This is a genomic window from Ruegeria sp. HKCCD6426 (genome assembly GCF_057221115.1).
In genome coordinates this window covers 120441-142141 of the sequence record NZ_JBWVBF010000009.1, presented here as the reverse complement: position 1 = coordinate 142141, position 21701 = coordinate 120441, and the positions used below count along the sequence as shown (strand labels likewise).

General features: G+C 54.6%; 21 protein-coding genes and 1 tRNA gene. 9 read left to right on the top strand and 13 right to left on the bottom strand.

Going from position 1 to position 21701, the window contains the following annotated elements; genetic code table 11:
* Window positions 1–43: 43 nt before the first annotated feature.
* The 8 genes from yihA to rpmH all read right to left on the bottom strand — a co-directional run bounded on the left by yihA (window position 44) and on the right by rpmH (window position 6739).
* Window positions 44–697 carry a ribosome biogenesis GTP-binding protein YihA/YsxC gene (gene yihA / locus AC2TDA_RS20820; RefSeq protein ID WP_480880693.1) on the bottom strand — a complete coding sequence of 218 codons (654 nt, stop codon included), beginning with the start codon at window positions 695–697 and terminating at the stop codon, window positions 44–46.
* Window positions 694–1431: an MOSC domain-containing protein gene (locus tag AC2TDA_RS20815; RefSeq protein WP_480880692.1), complete on the bottom strand. Its 738-nt coding sequence runs from the start codon at window positions 1429–1431 to the stop codon at window positions 694–696. The genes yihA and AC2TDA_RS20815 overlap by 4 nt, the downstream gene beginning before the upstream one ends.
* The gene (gene yidC / locus AC2TDA_RS20810; protein ID WP_480880691.1) at window positions 1428–3257 is read right to left on the bottom strand and encodes a membrane protein insertase YidC; all 1830 of its coding nucleotides are present in this window, start codon (window positions 3255–3257) and stop codon (window positions 1428–1430) included. The genes AC2TDA_RS20815 and yidC overlap by 4 nt, the downstream gene beginning before the upstream one ends.
* Window positions 3258–3374: 117 nt before the next feature.
* Window positions 3375–4925: a putative bifunctional diguanylate cyclase/phosphodiesterase gene (locus tag AC2TDA_RS20805; RefSeq protein WP_480880690.1), complete on the bottom strand. Its 1551-nt coding sequence runs from the start codon at window positions 4923–4925 to the stop codon at window positions 3375–3377.
* Between the two features lie 71 nt (window positions 4926–4996).
* Window positions 4997–5890: a tRNA 2-thiocytidine(32) synthetase TtcA gene (ttcA, locus tag AC2TDA_RS20800; protein ID WP_480880688.1), complete on the bottom strand. Its 894-nt coding sequence runs from the start codon at window positions 5888–5890 to the stop codon at window positions 4997–4999.
* A 42-nt stretch (window positions 5891–5932) separates the two neighbouring features.
* Entirely contained in the window at window positions 5933–6157 is a 225-nt protein-coding gene (yidD, locus tag AC2TDA_RS20795; RefSeq protein ID WP_480880686.1) for a membrane protein insertion efficiency factor YidD, read from the bottom strand.
* Complete coding sequence (gene rnpA / locus AC2TDA_RS20790; RefSeq protein WP_480850425.1) at window positions 6154–6579, bottom strand: ribonuclease P protein component; 426 nt, start codon at window positions 6577–6579, stop codon at window positions 6154–6156. The genes yidD and rnpA overlap by 4 nt, the downstream gene beginning before the upstream one ends.
* Window positions 6580–6604: 25 nt before the next feature.
* Complete coding sequence (rpmH, locus tag AC2TDA_RS20785) at window positions 6605–6739, bottom strand: 50S ribosomal protein L34 (protein ID WP_005980833.1); 135 nt, start codon at window positions 6737–6739, stop codon at window positions 6605–6607.
* 296 nt (window positions 6740–7035) lie between these two features.
* On the opposite strand from rpmH, the gene AC2TDA_RS20780 reads away from it, so the two are divergent.
* The 4 genes from AC2TDA_RS20780 (at window position 7036) to AC2TDA_RS20765 (ending at window position 10731) form a co-directional block, all read left to right on the top strand.
* The gene (locus AC2TDA_RS20780) at window positions 7036–7767 is read left to right on the top strand and encodes a TVP38/TMEM64 family protein (RefSeq protein ID WP_480850495.1); all 732 of its coding nucleotides are present in this window, start codon (window positions 7036–7038) and stop codon (window positions 7765–7767) included.
* A gap of 3 nt (window positions 7768–7770) precedes the next feature.
* On the top strand, window positions 7771–9189 hold the full coding sequence (locus AC2TDA_RS20775) for a dihydrolipoyl dehydrogenase family protein (RefSeq protein WP_480880684.1): 1419 nt from the start codon (window positions 7771–7773) through the stop codon (window positions 9187–9189).
* A gap of 18 nt (window positions 9190–9207) precedes the next feature.
* On the top strand, window positions 9208–10590 hold the full coding sequence (locus tag AC2TDA_RS20770; protein WP_480880682.1) for an ATP-binding protein: 1383 nt from the start codon (window positions 9208–9210) through the stop codon (window positions 10588–10590).
* 64 nt (window positions 10591–10654) lie between these two features.
* Window positions 10655–10731, top strand: a tRNA-Arg gene (locus tag AC2TDA_RS20765).
* A gap of 662 nt (window positions 10732–11393) precedes the next feature.
* Here AC2TDA_RS20765 and AC2TDA_RS20760 read toward each other — a convergent pair.
* From AC2TDA_RS20760 to dctP, 4 genes are all read right to left on the bottom strand, one after another.
* The gene (locus tag AC2TDA_RS20760; RefSeq protein WP_480880681.1) at window positions 11394–12212 is read right to left on the bottom strand and encodes a universal stress protein; all 819 of its coding nucleotides are present in this window, start codon (window positions 12210–12212) and stop codon (window positions 11394–11396) included.
* A gap of 71 nt (window positions 12213–12283) precedes the next feature.
* Complete coding sequence (locus AC2TDA_RS20755; protein ID WP_480629702.1) at window positions 12284–13588, bottom strand: TRAP transporter large permease; 1305 nt, start codon at window positions 13586–13588, stop codon at window positions 12284–12286.
* Window positions 13588–14118: a TRAP transporter small permease gene (locus AC2TDA_RS20750; RefSeq protein ID WP_480880679.1), complete on the bottom strand. Its 531-nt coding sequence runs from the start codon at window positions 14116–14118 to the stop codon at window positions 13588–13590. The genes AC2TDA_RS20755 and AC2TDA_RS20750 overlap by 1 nt, the downstream gene beginning before the upstream one ends.
* Window positions 14119–14194: 76 nt before the next feature.
* A complete protein-coding gene (gene dctP, locus AC2TDA_RS20745; RefSeq protein ID WP_480850435.1) occupies window positions 14195–15202 on the bottom strand; it encodes a TRAP transporter substrate-binding protein DctP in 1008 nt (335 codons plus the stop codon).
* 396 nt (window positions 15203–15598) lie between these two features.
* On the opposite strand from dctP, the gene AC2TDA_RS20740 reads away from it, so the two are divergent.
* Entirely contained in the window at window positions 15599–16489 is an 891-nt protein-coding gene (locus AC2TDA_RS20740; protein ID WP_480880677.1) for a LysR substrate-binding domain-containing protein, read from the top strand.
* Between the two features lie 83 nt (window positions 16490–16572).
* Here the strand turns inward: AC2TDA_RS20740 and AC2TDA_RS20735 are convergent, their stop codons facing one another.
* The gene (locus AC2TDA_RS20735; RefSeq protein ID WP_480880675.1) at window positions 16573–17511 is read right to left on the bottom strand and encodes a LysR family transcriptional regulator; all 939 of its coding nucleotides are present in this window, start codon (window positions 17509–17511) and stop codon (window positions 16573–16575) included.
* 68 nt (window positions 17512–17579) lie between these two features.
* Here AC2TDA_RS20735 and AC2TDA_RS20730 point away from each other — a divergent pair, with 68 nt between their 5' ends.
* The 4 genes from AC2TDA_RS20730 (at window position 17580) to AC2TDA_RS20715 (ending at window position 21692) form a co-directional block, all read left to right on the top strand.
* Entirely contained in the window at window positions 17580–18845 is a 1266-nt protein-coding gene (locus tag AC2TDA_RS20730; RefSeq protein ID WP_480880674.1) for a serine hydroxymethyltransferase, read from the top strand.
* A 114-nt stretch (window positions 18846–18959) separates the two neighbouring features.
* Window positions 18960–20276 (top strand): D-serine ammonia-lyase, encoded by a 1317-nt coding sequence (gene dsdA / locus AC2TDA_RS20725; RefSeq protein ID WP_480850440.1) that lies wholly within the window; start codon window positions 18960–18962, stop codon window positions 20274–20276.
* Between the two features lie 25 nt (window positions 20277–20301).
* Entirely contained in the window at window positions 20302–21273 is a 972-nt protein-coding gene (locus tag AC2TDA_RS20720) for a helix-turn-helix domain-containing protein (RefSeq protein WP_480880672.1), read from the top strand.
* Between the two features lie 74 nt (window positions 21274–21347).
* Complete coding sequence (locus tag AC2TDA_RS20715) at window positions 21348–21692, top strand: RidA family protein (protein WP_480880671.1); 345 nt, start codon at window positions 21348–21350, stop codon at window positions 21690–21692.
* The last annotated feature ends 9 nt before the right edge of the window (window positions 21693–21701 follow it).

Below are 21701 nucleotides of genomic sequence, written 5' to 3'. Positions count from 1 at the left end.
CGTTCCGTGTTAGGACCTTTGAGGTGCGCTGCCAAGGGCGAAGCTATTCCAGATGCGCGATGATCGAGCGCAGGGTCGGAATTCCGTCATTTTTCTCGGAGGAAGTCAGCACGATTTCAGGGAAGGCTGCAGGGTGTTTGGACAACGCGCCCCTCACCTGAGTCAGCACTTTTTCCCGATCATGGGCCTTGACCTTGTCAGCCTTCGTCATGACGCATTGAAACGTCACCGCGCTGGTATCCAGCAACTTCATGATCTCATTATCGACCGGTTTCACACCGTGGCGAGAGTCGATCAGGACAAAGGCCCGGCGCAGGGTCTGGCGGCCACTCAGATACTGCTTCAGTAACCTCTGCCATTTCTCCACCACCTTCACAGGTGCATTGGCATAGCCATAGCCCGGCAGATCAACCAGATAGAGTTCCGGTCCTTGAGTAAAGAAATTGATCTCTTGCGTGCGTCCAGGCGTGTTTGATGCGCGTGCAAGCCCCTTGGTGCCGGTCAGAGCGTTGATCAGACTGGATTTGCCCACGTTCGAGCGGCCTGCGAAGCAAACTTCCAGCCGGTCCGGGGCAGGGAGGCCGTTCATAGCGACGACGCCTTTGACAAACTCGGACGGGCCGGCAAACAGTTTGCGCCCGCGCTCCAGCGCGAACTCGTCCTGGTTGTCTGCAAGTGGAAACGGTAGAGTCGTCATAGTAGTTGCACCGTGTCGCCCAAGCCGATTGAGCCGCCCTGAAGAACCTCAGTATAAACGCCAAAGTCCTGATGACCCCAGCTGTTCAAAGCACCCAGTGTATCTGCGTCGCGCTCCCCGGTTTCAGGGTTGGCCGTGGTGGCCAGGCAGCGGGTGATACGTTCGCGTACCCGGAATACGGCCTTGCCGATCCGAATGTCGCGACCGAGCCAGTCAAATTCATCCCACAGGGGTAGCCCGTCAAACCAGATGTTGCCTCGCCAGCGGATTGTTGAAAGTTCCTGACCCAACTTCTGCTCGACCGCACGATGCGACGCCATGTTGCAGAGACTGATCGACGGGAAATCGCTGTCAGTCATACCACGTCCCGGTACCCGGATGATGCGTGCCGAAGCAGCCCGGTCTTCCGGCATCAATGGCTTAACCCATTCCAGAAAAGCCTCCTGCTCCGTATCCGGCGCAAAGCTGAGGTCGGGGCGTTGAGGATGGCTGAGAGTGATCCGATCACCCTGCAACCGAGCCGAAATTGCCATCAGCTGCGGCGCTTTCGCGCCCCGGCTGAAATTGGCGCAAGGCGCCCAATCCGAACCGTCGACCTTGGATGCTTCGTGGGCAATGGCCCAAACGCGATCCCCGGGCATGGTCTGCCCGGGGCTCACGGTTACATCCTTCAGGGTTTCTCGCCCATGGCTTTTGATCGGATGCCGCCACAGGCTGGTGACTTGTCCGTTCATTTGCCGCCCGTCTTAGGGGTCCGCTTGAAGCCGGACTTGATATTGCCAAATACGTCTGGCTTGTAGCCCTGACTTCGCATGATCAGGTACTGCTGAGTAAACGTGATCGTGTTGTTTGCGATCCAGTAGACCACCAGGCCGCTTGCAAAACTGCCAAGCATGAACATGAACACCCACGGCATCCAGGCAAAGATCATCGCCTGCGTCGGGTCGGTTGGCGCCGGGTTCAGCTTTTGCTGCAGCCACATCGAAATACCCAGAAGCAGTGGCAAAATACCAAGGAAGATGGTTGCCATCAGCGTACCTGGCTCGGGGCCGGCCCAAGGCATCCACCCAAAAAAGTTCATGATCGAGGTTGGATCCGGCGCGCTGAGGTCCCGGAACGGGCCGAACCAGGGGGCTTGGCGCAGTTCGATGGTGACGAAGATCACCTTATACAGCGAAAAGAAGATCGGGATTTGCATCAGGATCGGCAAACAGCCAGCGGCCGGGTTCACTTTTTCCTTCTTGTAGAGCTCCATCATGCCCTGCTGCATTTTCTGCCGATCGTCGCCTGCAGCCTCCTTCAGGGCCTCCATCTGTGGTTGGAGTTCTTTCATCTTGGCCATTGAGACATAGGATTTGAAGGCCAGCGGGAACAGGATAGCCTTGATGATCAGCGTCAGGCCGATGATCGACCAGCCCATGTTGCCAATCAGAGCATTGATATTGTGCAGCAGCCAGAAGATTGGCTTGGTCAGGAAGAAGAACCAACCCCAATCGATGCTGTCTATGAATTTCTGCACGCCTTCCGCCTGGTATTCCCGAATGGCTCCCCATTCTTTCGCACCAGCGAACAGGCGAGTTGTCACTTCAGCCGATTTACCCGGGGCTACTTTGAGAGTCGGCAGCACCGTCTCGGTCTGGTAAATTTTACGGCGTGCATCGTATTTGGCAGCGGCCTTGAAGGCTGAGCCGGGGTCCGGGATCAGCGTCGTCATCCAGTAGTGATCGGTAAATCCGATCCAACCGTTTTCTTTGACCTGGTAGACTTCGGCTTGTGCACGTTCGCCCGGATCGATGTCGAAATCGCGCACATCGCCATAGTCAACTTCGGTCAAGGTGCCGTCGGCCATGCCGATGACGCCCTCATGCAGGATGAAAAAGTTCTTAAGGTCCGGCAGGTCGCCATCTTCGCCAATGCCGTGGCGCGCCAGAATCCCATAAGGTGCCATTCCGACCTCGGCCTGGGTCGCGTTTTCAACCGACTGGGTGACCGAGAACATGTAGTCTTCATCTACCGAAATCGTCCGGCGGAAAGTCAGACCATTACCATTGTCCCAGGCCAACGTGACCGGGCTGTCTACTTTCAGTGTGTCGCCCTGATCCAAGGTCCAAAGAGTGTTGGGCCCCGGTACGTCCGTTCCCGAAAGCCCGGCACCCGGCGCCCAGCCATAAAGCGCGTAATAAGCCGATTCCGATCCGACAGGAGACAATAACTCGACGATCGGCGCGCCTTCCTCGATCGAGGTTTTGTAGTCTTTCAGAAACAGCTCGTCGATGCGGCCGCCCGACAGCGACAAACTTCCAGACAGACGCGGAGTGTCGATCTGAACCCGTGGTGCCGATGTCTCAGGTAGTGCGTCTTCGGTGGTGGCCGTCGCTTCGCCTACAGTACCGGTGTCAACGGCACTGGGTGTCTGAACCTCGTCGGTGTCAGCGGCGCTAATTTCTGTTTGCTCGGGCGTCACTGTCGTTTCCGGAGGCGGAAACAGCACGAACCATACCAGGATCACCAGAAAGCTGAGCGCGGTTGCGAGGATGAGATTCTTGTTCTGATCGTCCATCTGGGACAGCCACCTTGAGCATTGAAAGACACCCGGTGGGTTCAACAGAGTGCAGCCCCAAAGGTCAAGCGGAATCGCCCTTCGAATTTCCACTACGCGGCGATCTGCGTGGCAATTTCAGGATTTCCGCCCTATTTGGCGACGGATTTCTGGAACTCCGCTTGCTTTGGCCCGATAGGCGACAATCCAGTCCAGTGTCTTTTCAATTGGCATCGGCCTGCCAATTCCGAAGCCTTGTACATGATTGCTTCCCAATTGGGCCATTAAGGCGTGTTCGCCGGGCGTTTCGACACCTTCTGCAAGTGTTTCAACGTTCAGCCGCTCGGCCATGGTCAAGATAGCGCTGACAAGTTGCTGCTGGCCGGGATCTTGATCGGCCTTGGCGACAAATGTTCGGTCAATTTTTATACGTGAGACGACAAAGCGTTTTATTGAGGCAATGGAAGCATGGCCGGTCCCAAAGTCATCGAGGTCAATATAACACCCCATAGCAGCCATCCCTGTCACGTTGCGCGTAATGACATCATCGGGCCGACGGGAGAACACGGTTTCGAGAATCTCGACCGCCAGTCGATCCGGCGTCAGGTCGAACTGATCCAATTCCCACTTGAGACGGTCGAGAAGACCGGGGTCTCGCAGTTCGTCCGAAGAGAAATTCACTCCGACCCGCGGCACGTGGATCCCGGCATTGCCCCAGGTATTGAGGGCTTTGAAGGCATGATGGCGTATGACCTGACCCAAGCGATCCATCAACTCCGCCTGCTCGGCAAACGGCAGAAACACTTGTGGTCCCATGATCCCCTTGGTCGGGTGTTCCCACCGGGCCAGAGCCTCAAATCCGGTGATCTCGCCCGTATCCGTGGAAATTTGCGGCTGAAACCACGGACGAAGCTCGCCATTATCCAGTGCAGTTTCGAATTCCTTGCGCAGATTGGCCCGTACCAACGATCTGCGGTGTGTTTCCGTCGAATAGGCGCGAATGGTGGATGGCCCGTTTCGTTGCGCCTCGGTTAGGGATGCGACTGTGGCATCCATCCATTCCTCTGCATTGACGCCCGGCACGTTGGATTGCAGGCAGAACCCGATCGAACAGGACACATAAACACTTGTGCCATTCAGCAGGACGGGTTCTTCAATCGCGCTCTGAATTCGGCCTGACATCTGGATACACGCTTCCAAATCAAGTTGTGAAGAGGGGCGAAGCCCGATCAGAAACCGGTTTGAGGTCAGCTGAGTGAAAATATCGTGACTTCGGATCACTGAAAGAACGCGGTCACTGAACTGTTGTGCGACATGATCGGCCGCTGTCTGCCCGTGAAGGTCGAGTAGGCCTGAAAAATTGTCCAGCGCAATGGCAATACAGGCGGCGTTGTCACCTGAGTTTTGCGACGCTTGGTGGATGCCTTGCAATTCTGACCGGAAGATGTCCCGCGCCACGGCACCGCTTGGGCGGCCTCCGGCGTCGGCCAGAATGTGAGTCTTACCGCTCATCGTGCCTGCAACAGCAATGGCCAGAGGCATACCAAGCGCAACGCTGACCAAGGCCAGCTCACCGCCAAACCAGAATGCGGCAAGACAAATAGCGGGCACAAAGGCCAGAGCCTGTGGGCCATTTACGACAGCAAGCAGTGTTTCGCGAAGTCGTTCAAAGGACGAGTTTCTGGACATTAGTTTCTACGGCCTTCGGCTTGGGCGGGGATCGCTCAAACCGACCGTAGGAAACCAATCTGAGTCAGTCGTTAACGCAGTAGTGGAATTTCTTCCGAATTTTCGTCTTTTTGAATCGGATCAAGCGCAAGGCCTGCAAAATCAAACAGCTTGGGGTCCAACAGATGCGAAGGCCGCGCGTTGGTCAGCGCCCGGAACATGACCTGCCGCCGTCCAGGAGCGTTTCTTTCCCACTGATCGAGAATCTGTTTGACCTGCTGACGCTGAAGCCCGTCCTGACTGCCGCACAAGTCACAGGGAATAATGGGATAGTCCATCGCCTTGGCAAACTTTTCACAGTCTGCCTCGGCCACATGGGCGAGCGGGCGAAAAACGAACAGGTCACTTTCTTCGTTAACCAGTTTCGGCGGCATCGTGGCCAAGCGCCCGCCGTGGAAGAGGTTCATGAAGAAGGTCTCGAGAATGTCGTCGCGGTGATGGCCCAGAACCACGGCCGAGCAGCCTTCCTCGCGGGCGATACGGTACAGGTTTCCCCGGCGAAGGCGAGAACACAAGGCGCAATAGGTGCGACCCTGTGGGACCTTATCCATCACAACGGAATAGGTGTCCTGATACTCGATTCGATGCGGCACACCCATGCGTTCCAGAAACTCTGGCAGGACTGTCGCTGGAAATCCGGGTTGCCCCTGATCCAGGTTGCAGGCCAGCAGGTCGACGGGCAACAGACCGCGCCATTTAAGTTCATAGAGAACGGCCAGCAGGGTATAGCTGTCCTTGCCGCCCGACAGGCAGACCAGCCAGCGCGGCGGCTTGGCGTCTTTATCATGCGCGTTTGCGTCCACCATCCCATAGTGTTCAATTGCCTCACGCGTTTGTCGAACGATGCGTTTGCGCAATTTTTTGAACTCGGTGGTCGAAGGCGCACCGGCGAACAGGGGGTGGATATCGTCGGTTTCGTCGAACATGGGCAGGCCCTACAGCGTTTGGGTCAATCGGGCAAGATCAGGTCATTCATCCGGAACCGGATCATAACCATCGCCGCCCCAGGGGTGACAGCGCCCGATACGGCGGGCGGTGAGCCATGCGCCCTTTAGCGCCCCGTGCTTTTCCAAAGCTTCCAGCGCATAGGCTGAACAGGTCGGCTGGTAGCGGCAATTGAAGCCAACCCAAGGGCTGAAGACTAGCCGGTACACCCGGACGGGCAGGGCGAGTATTTTGGCCAAAAGGGTCATTTGCTGCTGCTATGCAATTTGCGCAGGGCATAGCGCAGGTCGTCTTTCAGCGCGTCGAATGGTCGTGCAGCCGTCATGTCCGCGCGACCGATCAGCACGTAATCCCAGCCGTCGCGCCCATGTGTGAGCAGAACGGCTCGCGCAGTCTCGCGCAGGCGTCGCTTGGCCCGGTTGCGGGCGACAGCGTTACCAACCTTTTTGGAGCACGTGAACCCTACGCGAATCCCGCAGGCCTCATCCGGGGCCCGCTTTCGGGCCTGCACCATCATCGACGCTGTCCCTTGTCTGCGCGCGCGCGCAGCTTTCAGGAAATCAGACCGATTCTTCAGAACTTTCAGGGTATCAGGCGCACAAACGGACGCCGCCGGGGGCATATCCCCGGGGTGGTTCTTACCATCCACAGGGGCCTCCGGCGGCGTCATGTTCATAACCTGATCGGTGAGCGGTTTACGCGCTCAGCGATTTGCGGCCGCGGGCGCGGCGAGCATTCAGGATCTTGCGGCCGGCCTTGGTGGCCATGCGCGCGCGGAAACCGTGGCGGCGTTTGCGAACCAGGTTCGAAGGCTGATAGGTGCGTTTCATCGCTCCGTCTCCAATCTTTGGCGGTCGGGTGCAGCGCGGATTCGCCTGCCCGTGGTGTTCGAAGCCCGTCCTCTACTGGTAAGCGCAGACTAAGTCAAACCCTCTGAACCCGGTTTTCGCTCCTTTTGCAACAAATCTGTAACCTGACCTACAAAAAGGTTTCAAAAACCGGGTTTAGCGCCGGAAACACTCACATTCGCTGCCATAATCTTCAAGGCCCCGTGATGCCTCTGTTGCCGAACCGCCGCAAAGCGCATGTTGGGGGCAGAATGAATGAACACAAGCCTGAAAGTCGAATGAGCGAAACGTCTCAGATGCAGCGCGGCGGATTTGCGCGTCACGTACCCCTTCTTGTGATTCTGATCGTTGCGGCGGTCGGTTTCTTTACACTTGGGGACTACCTGACGTTTGAGACCTTGCGAGACAATCGAGAGGCTCTGCTGGCCTGGCGCGACGGGAATTACTGGGCAATGGCCGTGGCATTTGTTGCGATCTACATCGTGATCGTGGCGTTTTCGTTGCCGGGGGCTGCCGTGGCCTCCATGACCGGCGGGTTTCTGTTCGGATTGCTGGCCGGGACCGTATTCAACGTTGTCGCGGCCACGGTTGGCGCGTCTGCCATTTTCCTGGCTGCGCGCTGGGGGTTGGGCGAATCCTTGACGGCCAAGCTGGAGGCGTCGGAAGGGACGGTCAAAAAGCTAAAAGACGGCCTGCGGGAGAACGAGATTTCCGTTCTTTTCCTTCTGCGACTGGTTCCGGTGGTACCGTTCTTCGTTGCAAACCTGATACCCGCCTTGGTCGGAGTAAAGTTCCGCAACTTCCTGTTGACAACCGCGTTGGGAATTATTCCGGGCGGGATTGTGTATACATGGATCGGCGTCGGTCTTGGCGGAGTATTCGATCGAGGTGGTACACCGGATGTTTCGTTGCTGTGGGAGCCCTTTGTGATTGGTCCGATCCTCGGCTTGTGTGCTCTGGCGGCATTGCCGATTGTCATAAAAACTCTGCGGGGCCAAAAGGGCGCATAAATTATGAAAGAGTTGAAAACCGATATCCTGGTGATCGGGGCCGGGTCAGGCGGCCTGTCCGTCGCCGCAGGGGCCAGCCAGATGGGAGCGGATGTCATCCTGTTGGAGGGGCACAAGATGGGCGGCGACTGCCTGAATTTCGGCTGTGTTCCGTCCAAAGCTCTGATCGCTAGTGGCAAGGCGGCCTATGCGCAGTCCCATGCATCCATTTATGGCGTGGCGAATGCCGATGCTAAGGTGGATTACGCCGCTGCCAAGGATCATGTGCATAATGTAATCGCGCAGATCGAACCGATGGACAGTCAGGAGCGGTTCGAGGGCTTCGGCGTCAATGTCATCCGGGAATACGGATCGTTCGTGTCACCGACGCAGGTCAAAGCAGGGGAAAACCTGATCACAGCGCGTCGGATCGTCGTGGCTACCGGGTCGTCGCCATTGGTGCCACCACTGCCGGGTTTGGATCAGGTTCCCTATTACACCAACGAGACTATCTTCGATCTGCGCGACAAACCCGAGCATCTTCTGATCATTGGCGGTGGCCCCATCGGCATGGAGATGGCGCAAGCCCACGCGCGGCTGGGCTGCAAAGTGACTGTCATTGAAGGTATGAAAGCTCTGGGCAAAGACGATCCTGATGCAGCGGCCGTCGTGCTGGAGGCATTGAGGAGCGAAGGTATCGACATCCACGAAGATGCAATGGTGGCCCAAATTAGAGGTGAAGCGGGCGCAATCGATGTCGCAACGGAAAATGGCCAGGTATTCTCGGGCACTCATTTGCTGGTGGCTGTGGGGCGCACCGCCAACGTAGACAATCTGAACCTTGAGGCGGCGGGCATCGAACAGACTCGCACTGGCATCAAGACCGACGATAGCCTGCGTACCTCAAACCGCCGGGTCTATGCGATTGGAGACGTTGCGAGTGGGATGCAATTCACACATGTTGCCGGATATCAGGCTGGGATTATCATCCGGTCAGCGCTGTTTGGCCTGCCGTCCAAAGCCAAAACGGCGCATATCCCCTGGGCAACTTATACGGATCCGGAATTGGCGCAGGTTGGACTGACCGAGGCCCAGGCCCGAGATCAGCTGGGCGACAGAATGGAAATTGCCCGGTTTGATTACCACCACAATGACCGCGCTGTGGCGGAACGGAAGACGAAAGGTTTCATTAAGGTCATGGTCGTAAAGGGGCGACCCGTGGGAGCCACAATCGTAGGTCATCAGGCGGGCGAACTGATCAACTTGTGGTCGCTGGCCTTGGCCAATAACCTAAAGATGGCTCAGATCGCTGCGATGGTATCGCCCTATCCGACGTTCGGAGAGCTTAACAAACGTGTGGCGGGTGGCTATTTCTCGCCAAGGCTGTTTGAGAATCAAACGGTTAAACGAGTGGTCAGGTTTGTCCAACGCTGGATCCCCTGACCGGGAAAGGAGCGCCAATTGAACTCGCTGTCCGGCCGGTTCCTGATCCTGACAACGGTCTTCGTGATGTTGGCCGAAGTCCTGATCTTTGTGCCGTCGATTGCGCGCTTTCGCGAGGACTTCCTGCTGAATCGGCTGGAGCGCGCGCAGATCGCCTCGCTGGCGTTGCTGGCTGATGATATGCTGGCCGATGATCTTGAAGCTGAGCTGCTGGCCAACGCGGGTGTCTATAACGTGGTGCTGCGGCGCGACGAGATTCGGCAGCTCATGCTGTCCTCGCCAATTCCGGATCGGATTGCGAAGACTTACGACCTTAGGGATGCCAGCGCTTGGGTTTTGATCCGCGACGCAACTTCGCGCCTGTTTACACCCGGGAATGAGGTCATTCGTGTAATCGGTGCGCCGGTCAAGGATGCCGGTCTATTGATCGAGGTTACAATGGACAGCGATCCGCTGCGTATGGCGATGACCGACTATGGGTTGCGCATCCTCGGCCTGTCCTTTGTAATCTCGATCATAACAGCATCTTTCCTGTTTCTGGCGGTGCGCGTCGTTCTCGTACGCCCGATCAAAAGCGTTGTGGGATATATGCAGCGCTATGCCAGCGCGCCCGAAGACGCGCGGGGGATCATTTCACCGAATTCCAAGATTACGGAACTGCGCGAGGCCGAAGAGGCGTTGCAGATGCTGCAAACCGATTTGACGCAGGCTTTGAAACAGCGTGAAAGGTTGGCCCAGCTAGGCGGCGCGGTTGCCAAGGTCAGTCACGATTTGCGGAATATCCTGACTTCGGCCCAATTGTTTACCGACCGGATCGAGGCCAGTGACGATCCACTGGTGCGGCGGATGGCCCCAAAGCTGGTCAACTCGATCACGCGGGCTGTCTCGCTGTGTGAAAGTACATTGGCATTCGGCCGCGCCGAAGAGCCGGCGCCAACACTAACCATGGTGCCTCTATACGATGTGGCTGAGGACGTGGTCGCAAGCGAGAAGCTCGCTATCGCTGATGCTTGCGTGGAAATTGTAAGTGACGTGCCTCAGGACCTTGTGGCCCGGGCTGATCCTGAACAGCTGTTCCGTGTCATCCTAAACCTCGTCCGTAACGCCCGGCAGGCATTGGTCGCATCGGGCAAGCCGGGCAAAGTCTCAGTCTCCGCGCATGAAACGGAGACGGATTGGTTCATCGAAATCAGCGACACTGGCCCTGGGTTGCCCCCCAAAGCGCGCGAAAACCTATTTACACCGTTTCAGGGTGGCGTGCGCAAAGGTGGGTCAGGTCTGGGGCTGGCGATTTCGCAGGAATTGGTGCGTGGACATGGCGGCGATCTGATTTTGAAAGACACCGGCCCGCATGGAACGACCTTTGAAATAAGGCTCCCGCGAGGAGACGGGACTTTTTGAAGATTTTTTGCAGAATCAGCTTGCACGCACCCGGACCTGGGTCTACATAGCGCCTCACCAACGCGGACCGATAGCTCAGCTGGATAGAGTACTTGACTACGAATCAAGGGGTCGGGGGTTCGAATCCTCCTCGGTCCGCCACTAATTCAAAAAACGCGCGCAAACTCAATGAGTTGCGCGCGTTTTTGTCTAATTGGGCATGCCGGTTAGACAGCTTTTCCTCATTGGTAATGTTTGCGGCAGGACATCGCTCGGCTGGAAGCCGGTAATTTTTCTCTTTCATGTGTGCATCCCGCATCAGTTTTTACCGATGATCCAGATCTGCTCCCTGACCGATAAATCTGATCATCGTAGTCAAAGCTACAGAAATTTGCCGGTTTCCAGAACGGAGGGAGTAGCGCTTTTTTGCGGTCAACGCCTCGGATGTACCGCTCGATTTCCGCCAAAGATTCGTGCCCGCTCCAAGCCGCGATTTCTTTGCTTCCGGCACCGTTTTCCGCGTGCAAGACCATACGGCTCTTGCGCAAGCCATGTGAGGTTTTGCCTGTTAACCCAGCCTTTCGTGCAGCATTCGCGAACCATTGAGATGCGCCTTTTCAATGAAGGTCCTTGCTGACGGTATGACACTCGAGTCGAGGTGAAACACTATAAACGAAGAAACTGAATTTGGGTCCGATCCAGAGTGCTGCTCGAAACGAACATATGCGCTCATACGTTTTGAACAGAACGCAACAATAAAACTGCTCACTATCATGCCTGCCTACAGAGTGAAGTGCACATCGGCGTTGCTGTGGTCGAAGTGATCAGTGAGATATCAAAACCGGGGTACTGGACCGATCAAGGATCGTACGCCCAGTTCCACCGTGCACCAGCCCACTGCGTAAACGGGCGGTCCCACGGCTACCAATAGCCAAGATATCGGCCTGGGTTTCGCGGCAGTAATTCAGGATTCGGCTGGCGGTCGCCCCCTCGGGTTTCAACGCAGTCACACTAAATTTTTGGCAGTGGTGCGAAAGGTGTTCTTTCAGCTCTTTCAAAGGAGATGCGTTTTCGCTCGCCTGAGTTACGCTCACCACATCCAATTGGTCGATGAATGGCATCAGGTGCAGCAGATCGCACAGAGCTCGTGTCGCTGTCAGCCCGCCGTCCCAGGCAGCAACCACTCTTTTGAGCGGCCCTTTTGCATTCCAGCTCTGCGGTACGACAATAAGCGGTCGCCCGGACCGTGTTACGATATGCTCCGACCGAACATGGGTTCCGGATTCTTCAGTTGTTTCAGAGTACTTCCCAACAATCAAAAGATCATGCAGGCGGGAATGTGAGGCAAGCTTGTCTGAAACGTCCCCCGACTCCACGCGCCAACTCACTGTTCTGGACGCACCGATTTGCTGGTCAAGCGCCTCTTTGGCTTTGATGGGTGCTTCCTCATTAGCACGCTGCACTTGTTTCATAAGCCGTTCGGGCATCCAAGACAGGATCTGATTTTCTTCCATCACCGGCGGCGTCACGTGAATTGCGGTGATCTTTGCACCTGCCTGGTCAGCCAGTGACAAACCAAAGTTGAGAACGGTTTTTGATGTACTGCCATTGCTGTATGCAACGAGAATATCTTTGAGCGGCATGACTTGCCCCTTTACCCAGTAGATTTCGTATAAGAAGGCCCCGCGCCTGTCTGCGCGGGGCCTCAGGCTGCTTACAATATCCCCATCAAGGTGCGCGGCAGGTACAGTGCGATGTCGGGAATGTAAGTAACAAGCAGCACCACAGGCAGGTGACCAATCAACATGAATTTCAGCGTGGGTTTGATGTATTGGTCAATTGTCTGACCCCCTATCGCCCCGGACATGAAGAGGAGTGGGGCACAGGGTGGCGTGACATTGCCCAAACCGAGGTTGGTGCCGACAATGGCCGCAAAGTGGATCGGGTGGATACCAATCTCATTGGTCACAGGCAGCAGAACAATCGCCGCCAAAACAGCACCAGCCGTATCGTCAACCAGCATGCCCAGCATTAGCAGCAACAGGTTGATCATCAACAGAATGACCATCTTGTTGTCCGAGATCGAAAGCATGAAGTCTGCGATATCTTTCGGGATGTTCTCCTGCACCATTGCGCGGCTCATGATAAACAGGAAAAACAGCATCATCATGATGGCCCCAGTGTTGCGCGAGCCTTCGACAAGCGCATCCGTAGTCGTGCGCATATTCAGGCCCTTGTAGATTATGAACCCGACAGGGAGCGTGTAGATCAGGGCAACAGCGGCAGCTTCGGTTGGTGTAAAAATTCCACCATAGATTCCCCCCAGCATGATCCCCGGCATGAGCAAGGCCCAAAATGCACCTTTGGTTGCGCGGAAGATCTTTCCCGCGCGCTGCGGAAGTGAAACCTTGGGCTCGACCTCAAGATCCTTGAACCTGCGCGCCTGAAATCCGTTCATGATCACATAGATCGCCATGATCAGCACACCAGGGATGATGGTGGACAGGAAACAGGCGGCGACTGATAGACCACTCGTAATTGCGAACAGGATCATCGCGACACTCGGAGGGATCAGAATAGCCAGAACTGAGGAACAGGCGACGAGCGAAATGGCGTATGAGCGCGGGTACCCCGCCTCGACCATACGTGGGATCATCATCGATCCGATGGCCGCAATCGCAGAAGACCCGCTTCCGGCAATTGCGCCAAACAAGGCACAGGTCACGATGGTGACAGCACCAAGCCCACCTTTGATCGAGCCAACAAACGAGTTCACAAATCTAACCAGTTGATCCGAAATGCCACTGGCCCCCATCAACGAGCCAGCGATCACGAAGAGCGGCAAAGCCAGCAGCGCAAAGCTGCTTTCCTGTTGGTACGCATAGGGAATGAGGAAGGCGATGTCTCGCCCGGTGATCAGAACAATTACCAACGATGCCAGCCCGAATACAAACGCAACCGGAACCTCAAGCATCAGCAGGACGACAATCAGTATGAGTGCCACAGAAACCGCGAGCATCAGGATTCTCCCATCACGTTTTGTTCGTTAAAATCTCGGATTTTCATGGCATCGCGCATGGTTTGAAGCAGGAAAAACAGCGACATTACGGCAAAACCAAACACCATGCTTGCGACCCAGATTGATCGTGGCCACTGCAGGTAAGTGCTTTTTCGTCCTCGTTCGAATGTGAACCAGCCGTATTGAGCGGCGTAGTACAGCGCGACCAACGTTACGCCCAGGCAGATCAAAGACGTCATCAGACGCACATAGTTTTTCTTCTTTTCGCTCTTAACGACCAGATGCAACGCGCCGCCGCATATATGCGCGCGCGTGCCTGTAACGTAACTGGCGCTCACAAAGTACAGCCAAATTCCCAGCAAAATAGAGGCTTCTTCGATCGCCAAGAATGGGTTGGACATTCCGTACCGCATGATCACGGTGACAAACATCAGTATGGCAAGTGAAAGCGCAAAGAAGATCATTGCTGATTTGAGGATCAACAAGAACCCCCGTTCAAACGCGGTTATTCCCGTAGTTTCGGGTGTCATTTGTTCCCCCCGTTACATGGATTGTTCTGAAAAAAAACTGCCCGGCAATTTGCCGGGCAGTCGGGAGGAGGCATCGTTAGTTGATGCCGGCCGCAGACTTCAGGGCTGCGGTTGTCTCCGGGCCTACGATTTGTTCGAGGAAAGGCCATTCCTGCTCGTAGACAATCTTTTTCACGGCTTCGAGCTGCTCGGGTGAGAACTCAACGACATCAATTCCTGCACCACGAATGTCTTCCAGCGTTTTGTCACTGATGTTCTGGGCCTCGTCCCAGGCCCATCCAACGGCTGTGTCTACCGCGCCTTGGATTTCACTGCGGTCTTCGTCAGACAAACCATCCCACCAGCTTTTATTGACCAGCCAGTAGGCGTGCTCGAAATAGTCCTTGCTGTAGACGTATGCTTCCAACACGTCGCGCATCTGCCAGATTTCCGGCGGTGGACCAAAAGTACGACCGTCCACGGTGCCCAGCTGCAGGGCGGTATACAATTCGGAGAATGGCATCGGAACCGGGCTAAAGCCCAGCAGTTCATAGCGTTTGATGGCGATTTCCAGGCCAGGCACACGAACTTTGATGCCATTGCCTTCTTCCGGCAGGTTCAGCGGTACTTCGCCCACACCTTTGCGGATCGCGTAGCCCCCAAAGTCGACCGGCAGCACGCCGACGAGTTTCATATCGAGGTCAGCCAGGATTTCGTCGTAAACCGGGATAAGTGCGCCGCCAGGCCCATAGAGCTCGCGGGCTTGCTCCCAGCTGTCGACAATGTACCCAGCTGCGAAAATGTTCAGGCGCGGATCGAATTCTGTTGCCGCGAAGGTCATGGTCATTGGGACCGCACCTTGCATGGACTGCTCAAACAAAGACGTCCAGTCGCCGAGGTCTCCACCTGGGTGATACTCGACCTCGTATCCTTCCCCCAGGGCTTCCATGAACTTCTCGGAAGTCGGATGGAAGATGTGCTCAGGCGGCATTGGGTGTGCCAAGGTGAACCGCTCGTCTGCTTGCGCCGGGTTAATGGCCGACAGCATCGTTCCCGTAGCAAACACGGTTGCTACGGCAAACTTAGAAAAATGATTGAAGTTCATAACTCCTCCCAAGTTCTGTTGTCTCAACCGCCCACCACATGCAGGAGGTCCGACAGTGCATAATTTGTCCGACCTTGAGGCGATCCTGACAAACTGGAAGATTTTGGTCTTGGCAAAGAAAATTTATGCCTAACGCCCAATGGTAGTATCTCAATGGGTGGCGTGATGGGAAGAAGTGCACGTGGAAAGTACTAACTTTTTTCCTATTAACAAGCGATTGAGTAAAACTGGGCAGGTGAATCGAGTTGCTGTCGATTGCAGGAGATTGACAAAATAATATTTATGCCGAAGCTGGTAGTTCGATAAAGGCCGAAGACCCATTCCTAAGTCTGGAAAACGACCAAATGGAAGTAACTTTCACTGAATTTAGCTCTACGTAACTTGGAAGAAGAGAGTATGCCCAGCTTGCCCCCGATTTATTCGCTGCGCGCGTTTGAGGCAGCAGCGCGCCTAAACAGTTTCAAGAAGGCGGCAGACGAATTGAACTTAACGTCAGCGGCGATAGCTCATCAGGTCAAAAACCTTGAGCAAGGTTTGGGCGTTGAAATGTTCCAACGGCATTCACGAGGGGTTGAGCTTAACGAAGCTGGACAAAAGTACCTCGAAATCGCTCAATCGTTGCTTGGTGACTTCAAACGAAAGACGCAAATATTCAAGGCGCAGTATGAGGCACAACCGATGCGAATTGGAGCTTTGCATGTTGTTTCTGAAAGGCTGGTATTGCCGCTTGTCCAAAGGTTTCTGAACCATTTTCCGGACGTCAAAGCCGAACTCATCGCAGATTTGATAGAACCAGACTTCCGAACCGGCAATCTTGATATCATGATTTGGCATGGTGAGACGCCTCCTGACGAGTTCGTCACAATGCGCTTTTTGTCCGAAAGGTTGACGCCAGTTTGCTCACCCGAATTGCTGCGCGAATACCCCGATGGGATGACACTTGATGACCTTCTTAGTGTGCCAGCACTGTATGATCTCTACTGGGACGAGGACTGGAACTATTGGCTGTCAGAAGTTGGTGGCCCTGAGCTTAAGAATTCTCTCGGTTTTTCGTTGTACTCCGCATTGATACAAACCGCCATCGACGGGGGCGGAGTCGCGATCGGTCATACAGGTTTGTTGGACAAAGAGATTTCTTCTGGACGGTTAGTAAAACCCTTCGAGCAGGAGATAGAGGCTCCGAAAAGCTATTTCGTCCTAACATCCGAAGAAAACCTCAATAAACCGAATGTACGAGTTTTTTGGGATTGGGTTAGATCAGAAAAGGAGAAAGTTGCTAAGCAATGAGGTGGGGTGGTGATACCAACTTTTCCGACCAATTTTCTACGGCGCTAATATGAGCTTGTAACGCTAATCGACTTGAGCGTTGGCTATGCTGTGTTTGTATGCAATTCGTCCAGGAGGAGAGTTAATACCTTCTCAAAGGCAGGCGACCTGCGAAATGACGAAGTGTACTTGGCTACAAGTTTCCGAGGAAGCTTCAGTGAGCCTTCGAAAGGGCGAACGAGGGCTCCACTTTCCAAGAGTTCGCGCACCAGCAATTCGTGCGCCATCAATACTCCCCCGCCATGGCGGGTTTCCTCCAAGGCTACGGAAAATAGAGAATGGGTCGTTCCTGATTGAACCACGGAGTTGCCTTCCGGCTGGCTGTTCAACCAAAATTGCCAATCATCTGTCCAGGATTCGTCAATCAAAAGGGTCTCATTCGAAAGATCAGTGATTGAATGCAGACGTGCCGCAACCGCAGGAGCGCATACGGGAAAAATGATATCTTCCGAGATGGGAATTTCGTTTTCTCTCAACACCGTACCGCTATAAAAGAGTGTCAAATCAAACGGCTCCCGAGCGAGGTTTGGTGGGGCTTCAAGTGCAACCACTGAAACGGAAATCTCCGGAGCGACAAGGCGTAGTTTCCCGAGCCGAGGAGCCAACCAAAGTTGCGCAACCGATGGCAAGGCGGCAACTTTGACTTTCAACGGTTGTGCAGTTGCACGCAACTCTTGCACGACGTCGCCAAGCTGATCGAATGCTTTGCTAAATCCGGGTAAGAGTTTTTCTGCCAAAGGCGTGAGAGTTATGCCTCGCGCGTTCCTGACAAACAACTGAGCCCCGGCCCAAGCCTCGAGCGATTTGACGTGCTGAGTGATTGCACCTGGAGTAACGGATAGCTCGTCTGCAGCCGCAGCAAAGCTCCTCAATCGGGCAGCGGCTTCAAATGCGCGCAGGGCATTCAGGTGCGGTCCTTTTGGGCGGCGGGGAGAAAGTGACATTGGTTTAGCCTTAGTTTTTCTGCGCCAAAAAAATAGCAATACTGATTTGCTTTGGCCAGACAAACTGCGGATTTTTATTCAATCGAAACCCCTCTGGAGGAAATCCAATGTCGCAACATTTTTCGACCCCCATCGTGGTGACCGATCCTGTTGTTGCAGAAGCGCTGGTTAACGAAAAACAGCGTCAGCAAGATCAGATCGAACTGATCGCTTCAGAAAACATCGTCAGCCGTGCGGTTCTGGATGTCCTCGGACACGAGATGACCAACAAGACACTGGAAGGCTATCCCGGAAACCGCTTTCATGGCGGTGGACAGTTTGTCGACATCGTCGAGCAGGCTGCAATTGATCGTGCGAAAGAGCTGTTCGGCTGCGACTATGCTAACGTTCAACCTCATTCGGGCAGCCAGGCCAATCTGGCGGTCTTCTTCTTGCTGCTCAAGCCGGGCGACAAGGTTTTGTCGCTGGATCTGGCGGCCGGTGGCCATCTGAGCCACGGACTGAAAGCCAACCTGTCCGGACGCTGGTTCGAACCGCACCACTATGGTGTTGATGCTGAAACCGAAGTTATCGATTACGACGCGCTTGAGGATCTGGCTAAAGAAATCCAGCCCAAACTGCTCATTACTGGTGGTTCCGCCTACCCACGTGAGATCGACTTTGATCGCATGGGTCAGATCGCCAAAAATGTAGGCGCTTTTTTCCATGTGGATATGGCGCACATTGCAGGCCTCGTCGCAGCAGGTGTGCACCCGTCACCTTTCCCTTACGCCGACATCGTTACCTGTACAACCACCAAAACACTGCGTGGTCCTCGCGGAGGGCTGATCCTCACCAATAACGAGGAGTGGTTCAAAAAGCTGCAATCGGCCGTTTTCCCGGGCGTACAAGGTTCGATTCACAGTCAAGTACTCGCGGCTAAAGCGGTTTGCCTCGCCGAAGCGTTAACTGATGAGTTCAAAGAATACGGTGTGCAGGTCAAGGCCAACGCAGCCAAACTTGCGGATACTCTACAGGGCCGTGGGCTGCGCATTGTGTCGGGCGGTACCGATACTCATTTGGTGCTGGTTGACCTTAGCCCTAAAGGCATCACCGGCAAACGCGCTGAAGTTGTCTTGGAAAAGGCCAACATCACTGCAAATAAGAACGCAATTCCAAATGACAGTCCGCGTCCGCCCGAATGGGTTGGGTTGCGGTTGGGAGTGAGTGCGGCCACCACTCGCGGCATGAAAGAGACCGAGTTTGAAGAACTTGGTAACTTGATTGCAGACCTCATTGAGGCAGAAGCCGCCGGCGACACCGATGGAACGGTCTCGCGCTGCAAAGCCACCGTTGCGGATTTGTGCGCGACTTTTCCCACTTACGTCGGTTGATGCACTCCCAGGTGGTCTGAAGTTCGGACCACACACCTGCCCCGTCGCATACTCCCTTGCGATGGGGCAATTCCCTCAATCTCTAATGTGTGAAATTTCGGGGCCTAAATCGTCATGGAATATAGCTTGAAATCACGACTTCTATCAGGAGACCCCGTGCTGTGGGTCAATTCCAACAGAATATCGTTTCAGGACGTTCCAAACGACGTTGCTCATCCCCAAAAGGTGGCAGAAGCGGTCGCCAATTGGAAACGATTTGCTCCGTTACTTGAAAACTGCTTTCCGGAGTTGAAAACCAGCAGGGGTATTTTGGCATCTGATTTGGTAGAGTTAACAGCACAAGATTGCGAATTTGGGTTCTCGAAAGGTCGGTATTTTCTCAAAACTGACAACAACTTGCCTGTGGCAGGTTCGATAAAGGCTCGAGGCGGAATCTATGAGGTATGTCAGTACGCATTATCGCTGGCGCTCAAACTGAATTTGATGTCGCCCTGTGATCCGATTGAGCATCTCGCTAACGACACTATCAAGTCTGTTTTCGGCAAATACACTATTGCTGTTGGCTCGACTGGAAACCTTGGACTTAGCATTGGTGTTGTCGCGCGCGCGCTTGGGTTTCGTGCCGTTGTTCACATGTCTTCGGATGCGAAACCATGGAAGGTTGCGCGGCTGCGGAACTACGATGTGCAAGTTGTACAACACAAAGCCGACTATGGTACCGCGGTTTCCGAAGCCCGCGCCGAAGCAGACAATGACCCCAATACCTATTTTGTTGATGATGAGAGATCCGAATTACTCTTCTACGGTTATTCTGCGGCAGCGTCAGAGCTGCGTGAACAGTTAGAGAGTAAATGTATTCGGATAGATCGAAACACGCCTTTGTTTCTCTATCTTCCTTGTGGGATCGGAGGGGCACCAGGCGGCATAGCCTACGGGGTCGCACAGGAATTTGGGTTACACGCCCACAGCTTTTTCGCCGAACCTGCTCAGTCCCCTTGCGCTTTGGTTCAACTAGCGTCGGGTTTAGAAAAGCCTGTATCCGTCTATGACATCGGCCTGACAAACAAGACTGAAGCTGATGGAATGGCTGTTGCCGAAGTCAGCCGGTTTGTGGCGCACGTTATGCGGCCATTGCTGAGCGGTGTATACACGGTGCGCGATAGTGACCTTTTCCGCTGGTTGAGGGTTGCGTGGGAAAAAACCGGGCAAAAACTGGAACCATCTGCTGCAGCTGGTCTGGGCGGCCCCGCAATTGTTCTGGGCTCTGATGAAGGTCAGAAATACCTGAAAGAAAACTGTTTAAGCCCAGTGATGTGTAACGCAGTTCACGTGATTTGGGCGACTGGCGGCAGCTTGGTGCCGGACCAGGAATTCTCCAAGTTTCTATACAAGGCAGATACGCCTCTGGAAAACTCTCTCAACGATCCCTGAGCCAAACACCTATCCGAGGTACGCTATGTTGCATCAGACCGAGATCATTGCCGACCCAAATGATTATTGGGGAGAGCACAGCGGCAGCGCCAAAGACATGGTCTTTGTCGTTCAGGACTGCAACTCCATGTATGCCGTGAAAGCATGTTTAGAGCTGCTTAAACTCACGAATAGGTTTGCATCAGAAAAGAAGTACCGAATAGAAGTTGTTCGCAGCGTGGAGAGTGCGTTTTCCTTGCGTTCCAACCTGTCAACGCGAACAGTCATTTTGTTTGGCGGTCTAAGCAAACCCTGGCTGCCAAGTGAAATCGGCACACGGTTATTGAGAACCCACTTACCTTGCACAGATCGCATCGGGCTCGTTGGAGGTGCGGTCTTGCTTGCGGCTCAGGTGCCTTTCCTTCGAAACTACAGCTTCTGTATCCACGCCAAATTTTTTGAGGCGGCTGATGAAGAGGCAATACAGATAGCGCCGGAAGATGTGCCAGCCTTCCGCCATGGCAAGGTGCATTCCGCGACCGGTGAACTTGCGGCGTTGCGCATGATCGGATCTATGGTCGCTGATGACTGCGGTGAGTTTCTCGCGCAGCAAGTTCTGAGCCACATCGGTCTGACTTTATTTTCCTACGCGAACCGATCGGAAACAGAAAACTACTACCTTCGACTTGCGAAAGGAAACTCAACCCTTTGCCGCGCCATCGCGTTGATGAAACAAACCGTGGAAGAACCGCTTTGCTTTGAAAGCCTTTCGCACTCATTGGAGGCGTCACCCCGCCAGGTTCAGCGCAAGTTTCAAAGGTTTTTTGGGGAAACGCCGACATCCGTCTATCTGAACATACGTTTGGAGCGCGCTTACCACCTCCTCAAATTCACAGACCTGTCGATCGAAGAAGTATCGATCGCAACAGGTTTCACGTCGCGATCGAGCTTCAACCTGCGATTTCGGAGGAGGTACGAAACAACACCAATTCGTTGTCGGGCAAGCAGATACAGATAGTGGGGCTCGTATCCTCACAGAAAAAATCTCGCAGCGGACTGACGACACCCAACTTCCCAATCACGGATAATAAAATGATAGAACGTTTTGAAACCAGCCAACGCATGAGCAAAGTCGTAAAGCACAACGGGGTGCTATATCTCTGCGGTCAGGTCGGAAGTGGTGACACGGTGGCAGAACAGACAAAAGATTGTCTGTCTCGCGTTGACGCTCTTCTTGAAAAATACGGCTCATCCCGCAAGCACATGCTGCAAGCCATTGTCTGGTTAGCTGACATGGCCGACTTCAATGAAATGAATGACGTATGGGATGCGTGGGTTCCAGCGGGTCATGCGCCGGCTCGGGCCTGCGGCGAGGCCAAACTTGCGCGTCCGCAGCTCCGCGTCGAAGTGATCGTCACTGCTGTTGAAGCAGAGTAATTCAGCCAA

Excerpts from the sequence above, each read along its gene's own strand:
- AC2TDA_RS20815 (WP_480880692.1), bottom strand. The coding sequence starts at position 1,431 with ATGAACGGACAAGTCACCAGCCTGTGGCGGCATCCGATCAAAAGCCAT.
- dsdA (WP_480850440.1), top strand. The coding sequence starts at position 18,960 with ATGGAATATAGCTTGAAATCACGACTTCTATCAGGAGACCCCGTGCTG.
- AC2TDA_RS20750 (WP_480880679.1), bottom strand. The coding sequence starts at position 14,118 with ATGACACCCGAAACTACGGGAATAACCGCGTTTGAACGGGGGTTCTTG.
- rnpA (WP_480850425.1), bottom strand. The coding sequence starts at position 6,579 with ATGACGCCGCCGGAGGCCCCTGTGGATGGTAAGAACCACCCCGGGGAT.
- AC2TDA_RS20740 (WP_480880677.1), top strand. The coding sequence starts at position 15,599 with ATGCCCAGCTTGCCCCCGATTTATTCGCTGCGCGCGTTTGAGGCAGCA.
- rpmH (WP_005980833.1), bottom strand. The coding sequence starts at position 6,739 with ATGAAACGCACCTATCAGCCTTCGAACCTGGTTCGCAAACGCCGCCAC.
- ttcA (WP_480880688.1), bottom strand. The coding sequence starts at position 5,890 with ATGTTCGACGAAACCGACGATATCCACCCCCTGTTCGCCGGTGCGCCT.
- AC2TDA_RS20720 (WP_480880672.1), top strand. The coding sequence starts at position 20,302 with ATGTTGCATCAGACCGAGATCATTGCCGACCCAAATGATTATTGGGGA.
- AC2TDA_RS20755 (WP_480629702.1), bottom strand. The coding sequence starts at position 13,588 with ATGCTCGCGGTTTCTGTGGCACTCATACTGATTGTCGTCCTGCTGATG.
- AC2TDA_RS20780 (WP_480850495.1), top strand. The coding sequence starts at position 7,036 with ATGAGCGAAACGTCTCAGATGCAGCGCGGCGGATTTGCGCGTCACGTA.
- AC2TDA_RS20760 (WP_480880681.1), bottom strand. The coding sequence starts at position 12,212 with ATGCCGCTCAAAGATATTCTCGTTGCATACAGCAATGGCAGTACATCA.
- AC2TDA_RS20715 (WP_480880671.1), top strand. The coding sequence starts at position 21,348 with ATGATAGAACGTTTTGAAACCAGCCAACGCATGAGCAAAGTCGTAAAG.
- AC2TDA_RS20805 (WP_480880690.1), bottom strand. The coding sequence starts at position 4,925 with ATGTCCAGAAACTCGTCCTTTGAACGACTTCGCGAAACACTGCTTGCT.
- AC2TDA_RS20775 (WP_480880684.1), top strand. The coding sequence starts at position 7,771 with ATGAAAGAGTTGAAAACCGATATCCTGGTGATCGGGGCCGGGTCAGGC.
- yidC (WP_480880691.1), bottom strand. The coding sequence starts at position 3,257 with ATGGACGATCAGAACAAGAATCTCATCCTCGCAACCGCGCTCAGCTTT.
- yihA (WP_480880693.1), bottom strand. The coding sequence starts at position 697 with ATGACGACTCTACCGTTTCCACTTGCAGACAACCAGGACGAGTTCGCG.
- yidD (WP_480880686.1), bottom strand. The coding sequence starts at position 6,157 with ATGACCCTTTTGGCCAAAATACTCGCCCTGCCCGTCCGGGTGTACCGG.
- dctP (WP_480850435.1), bottom strand. The coding sequence starts at position 15,202 with ATGAACTTCAATCATTTTTCTAAGTTTGCCGTAGCAACCGTGTTTGCT.
- AC2TDA_RS20730 (WP_480880674.1), top strand. The coding sequence starts at position 17,580 with ATGTCGCAACATTTTTCGACCCCCATCGTGGTGACCGATCCTGTTGTT.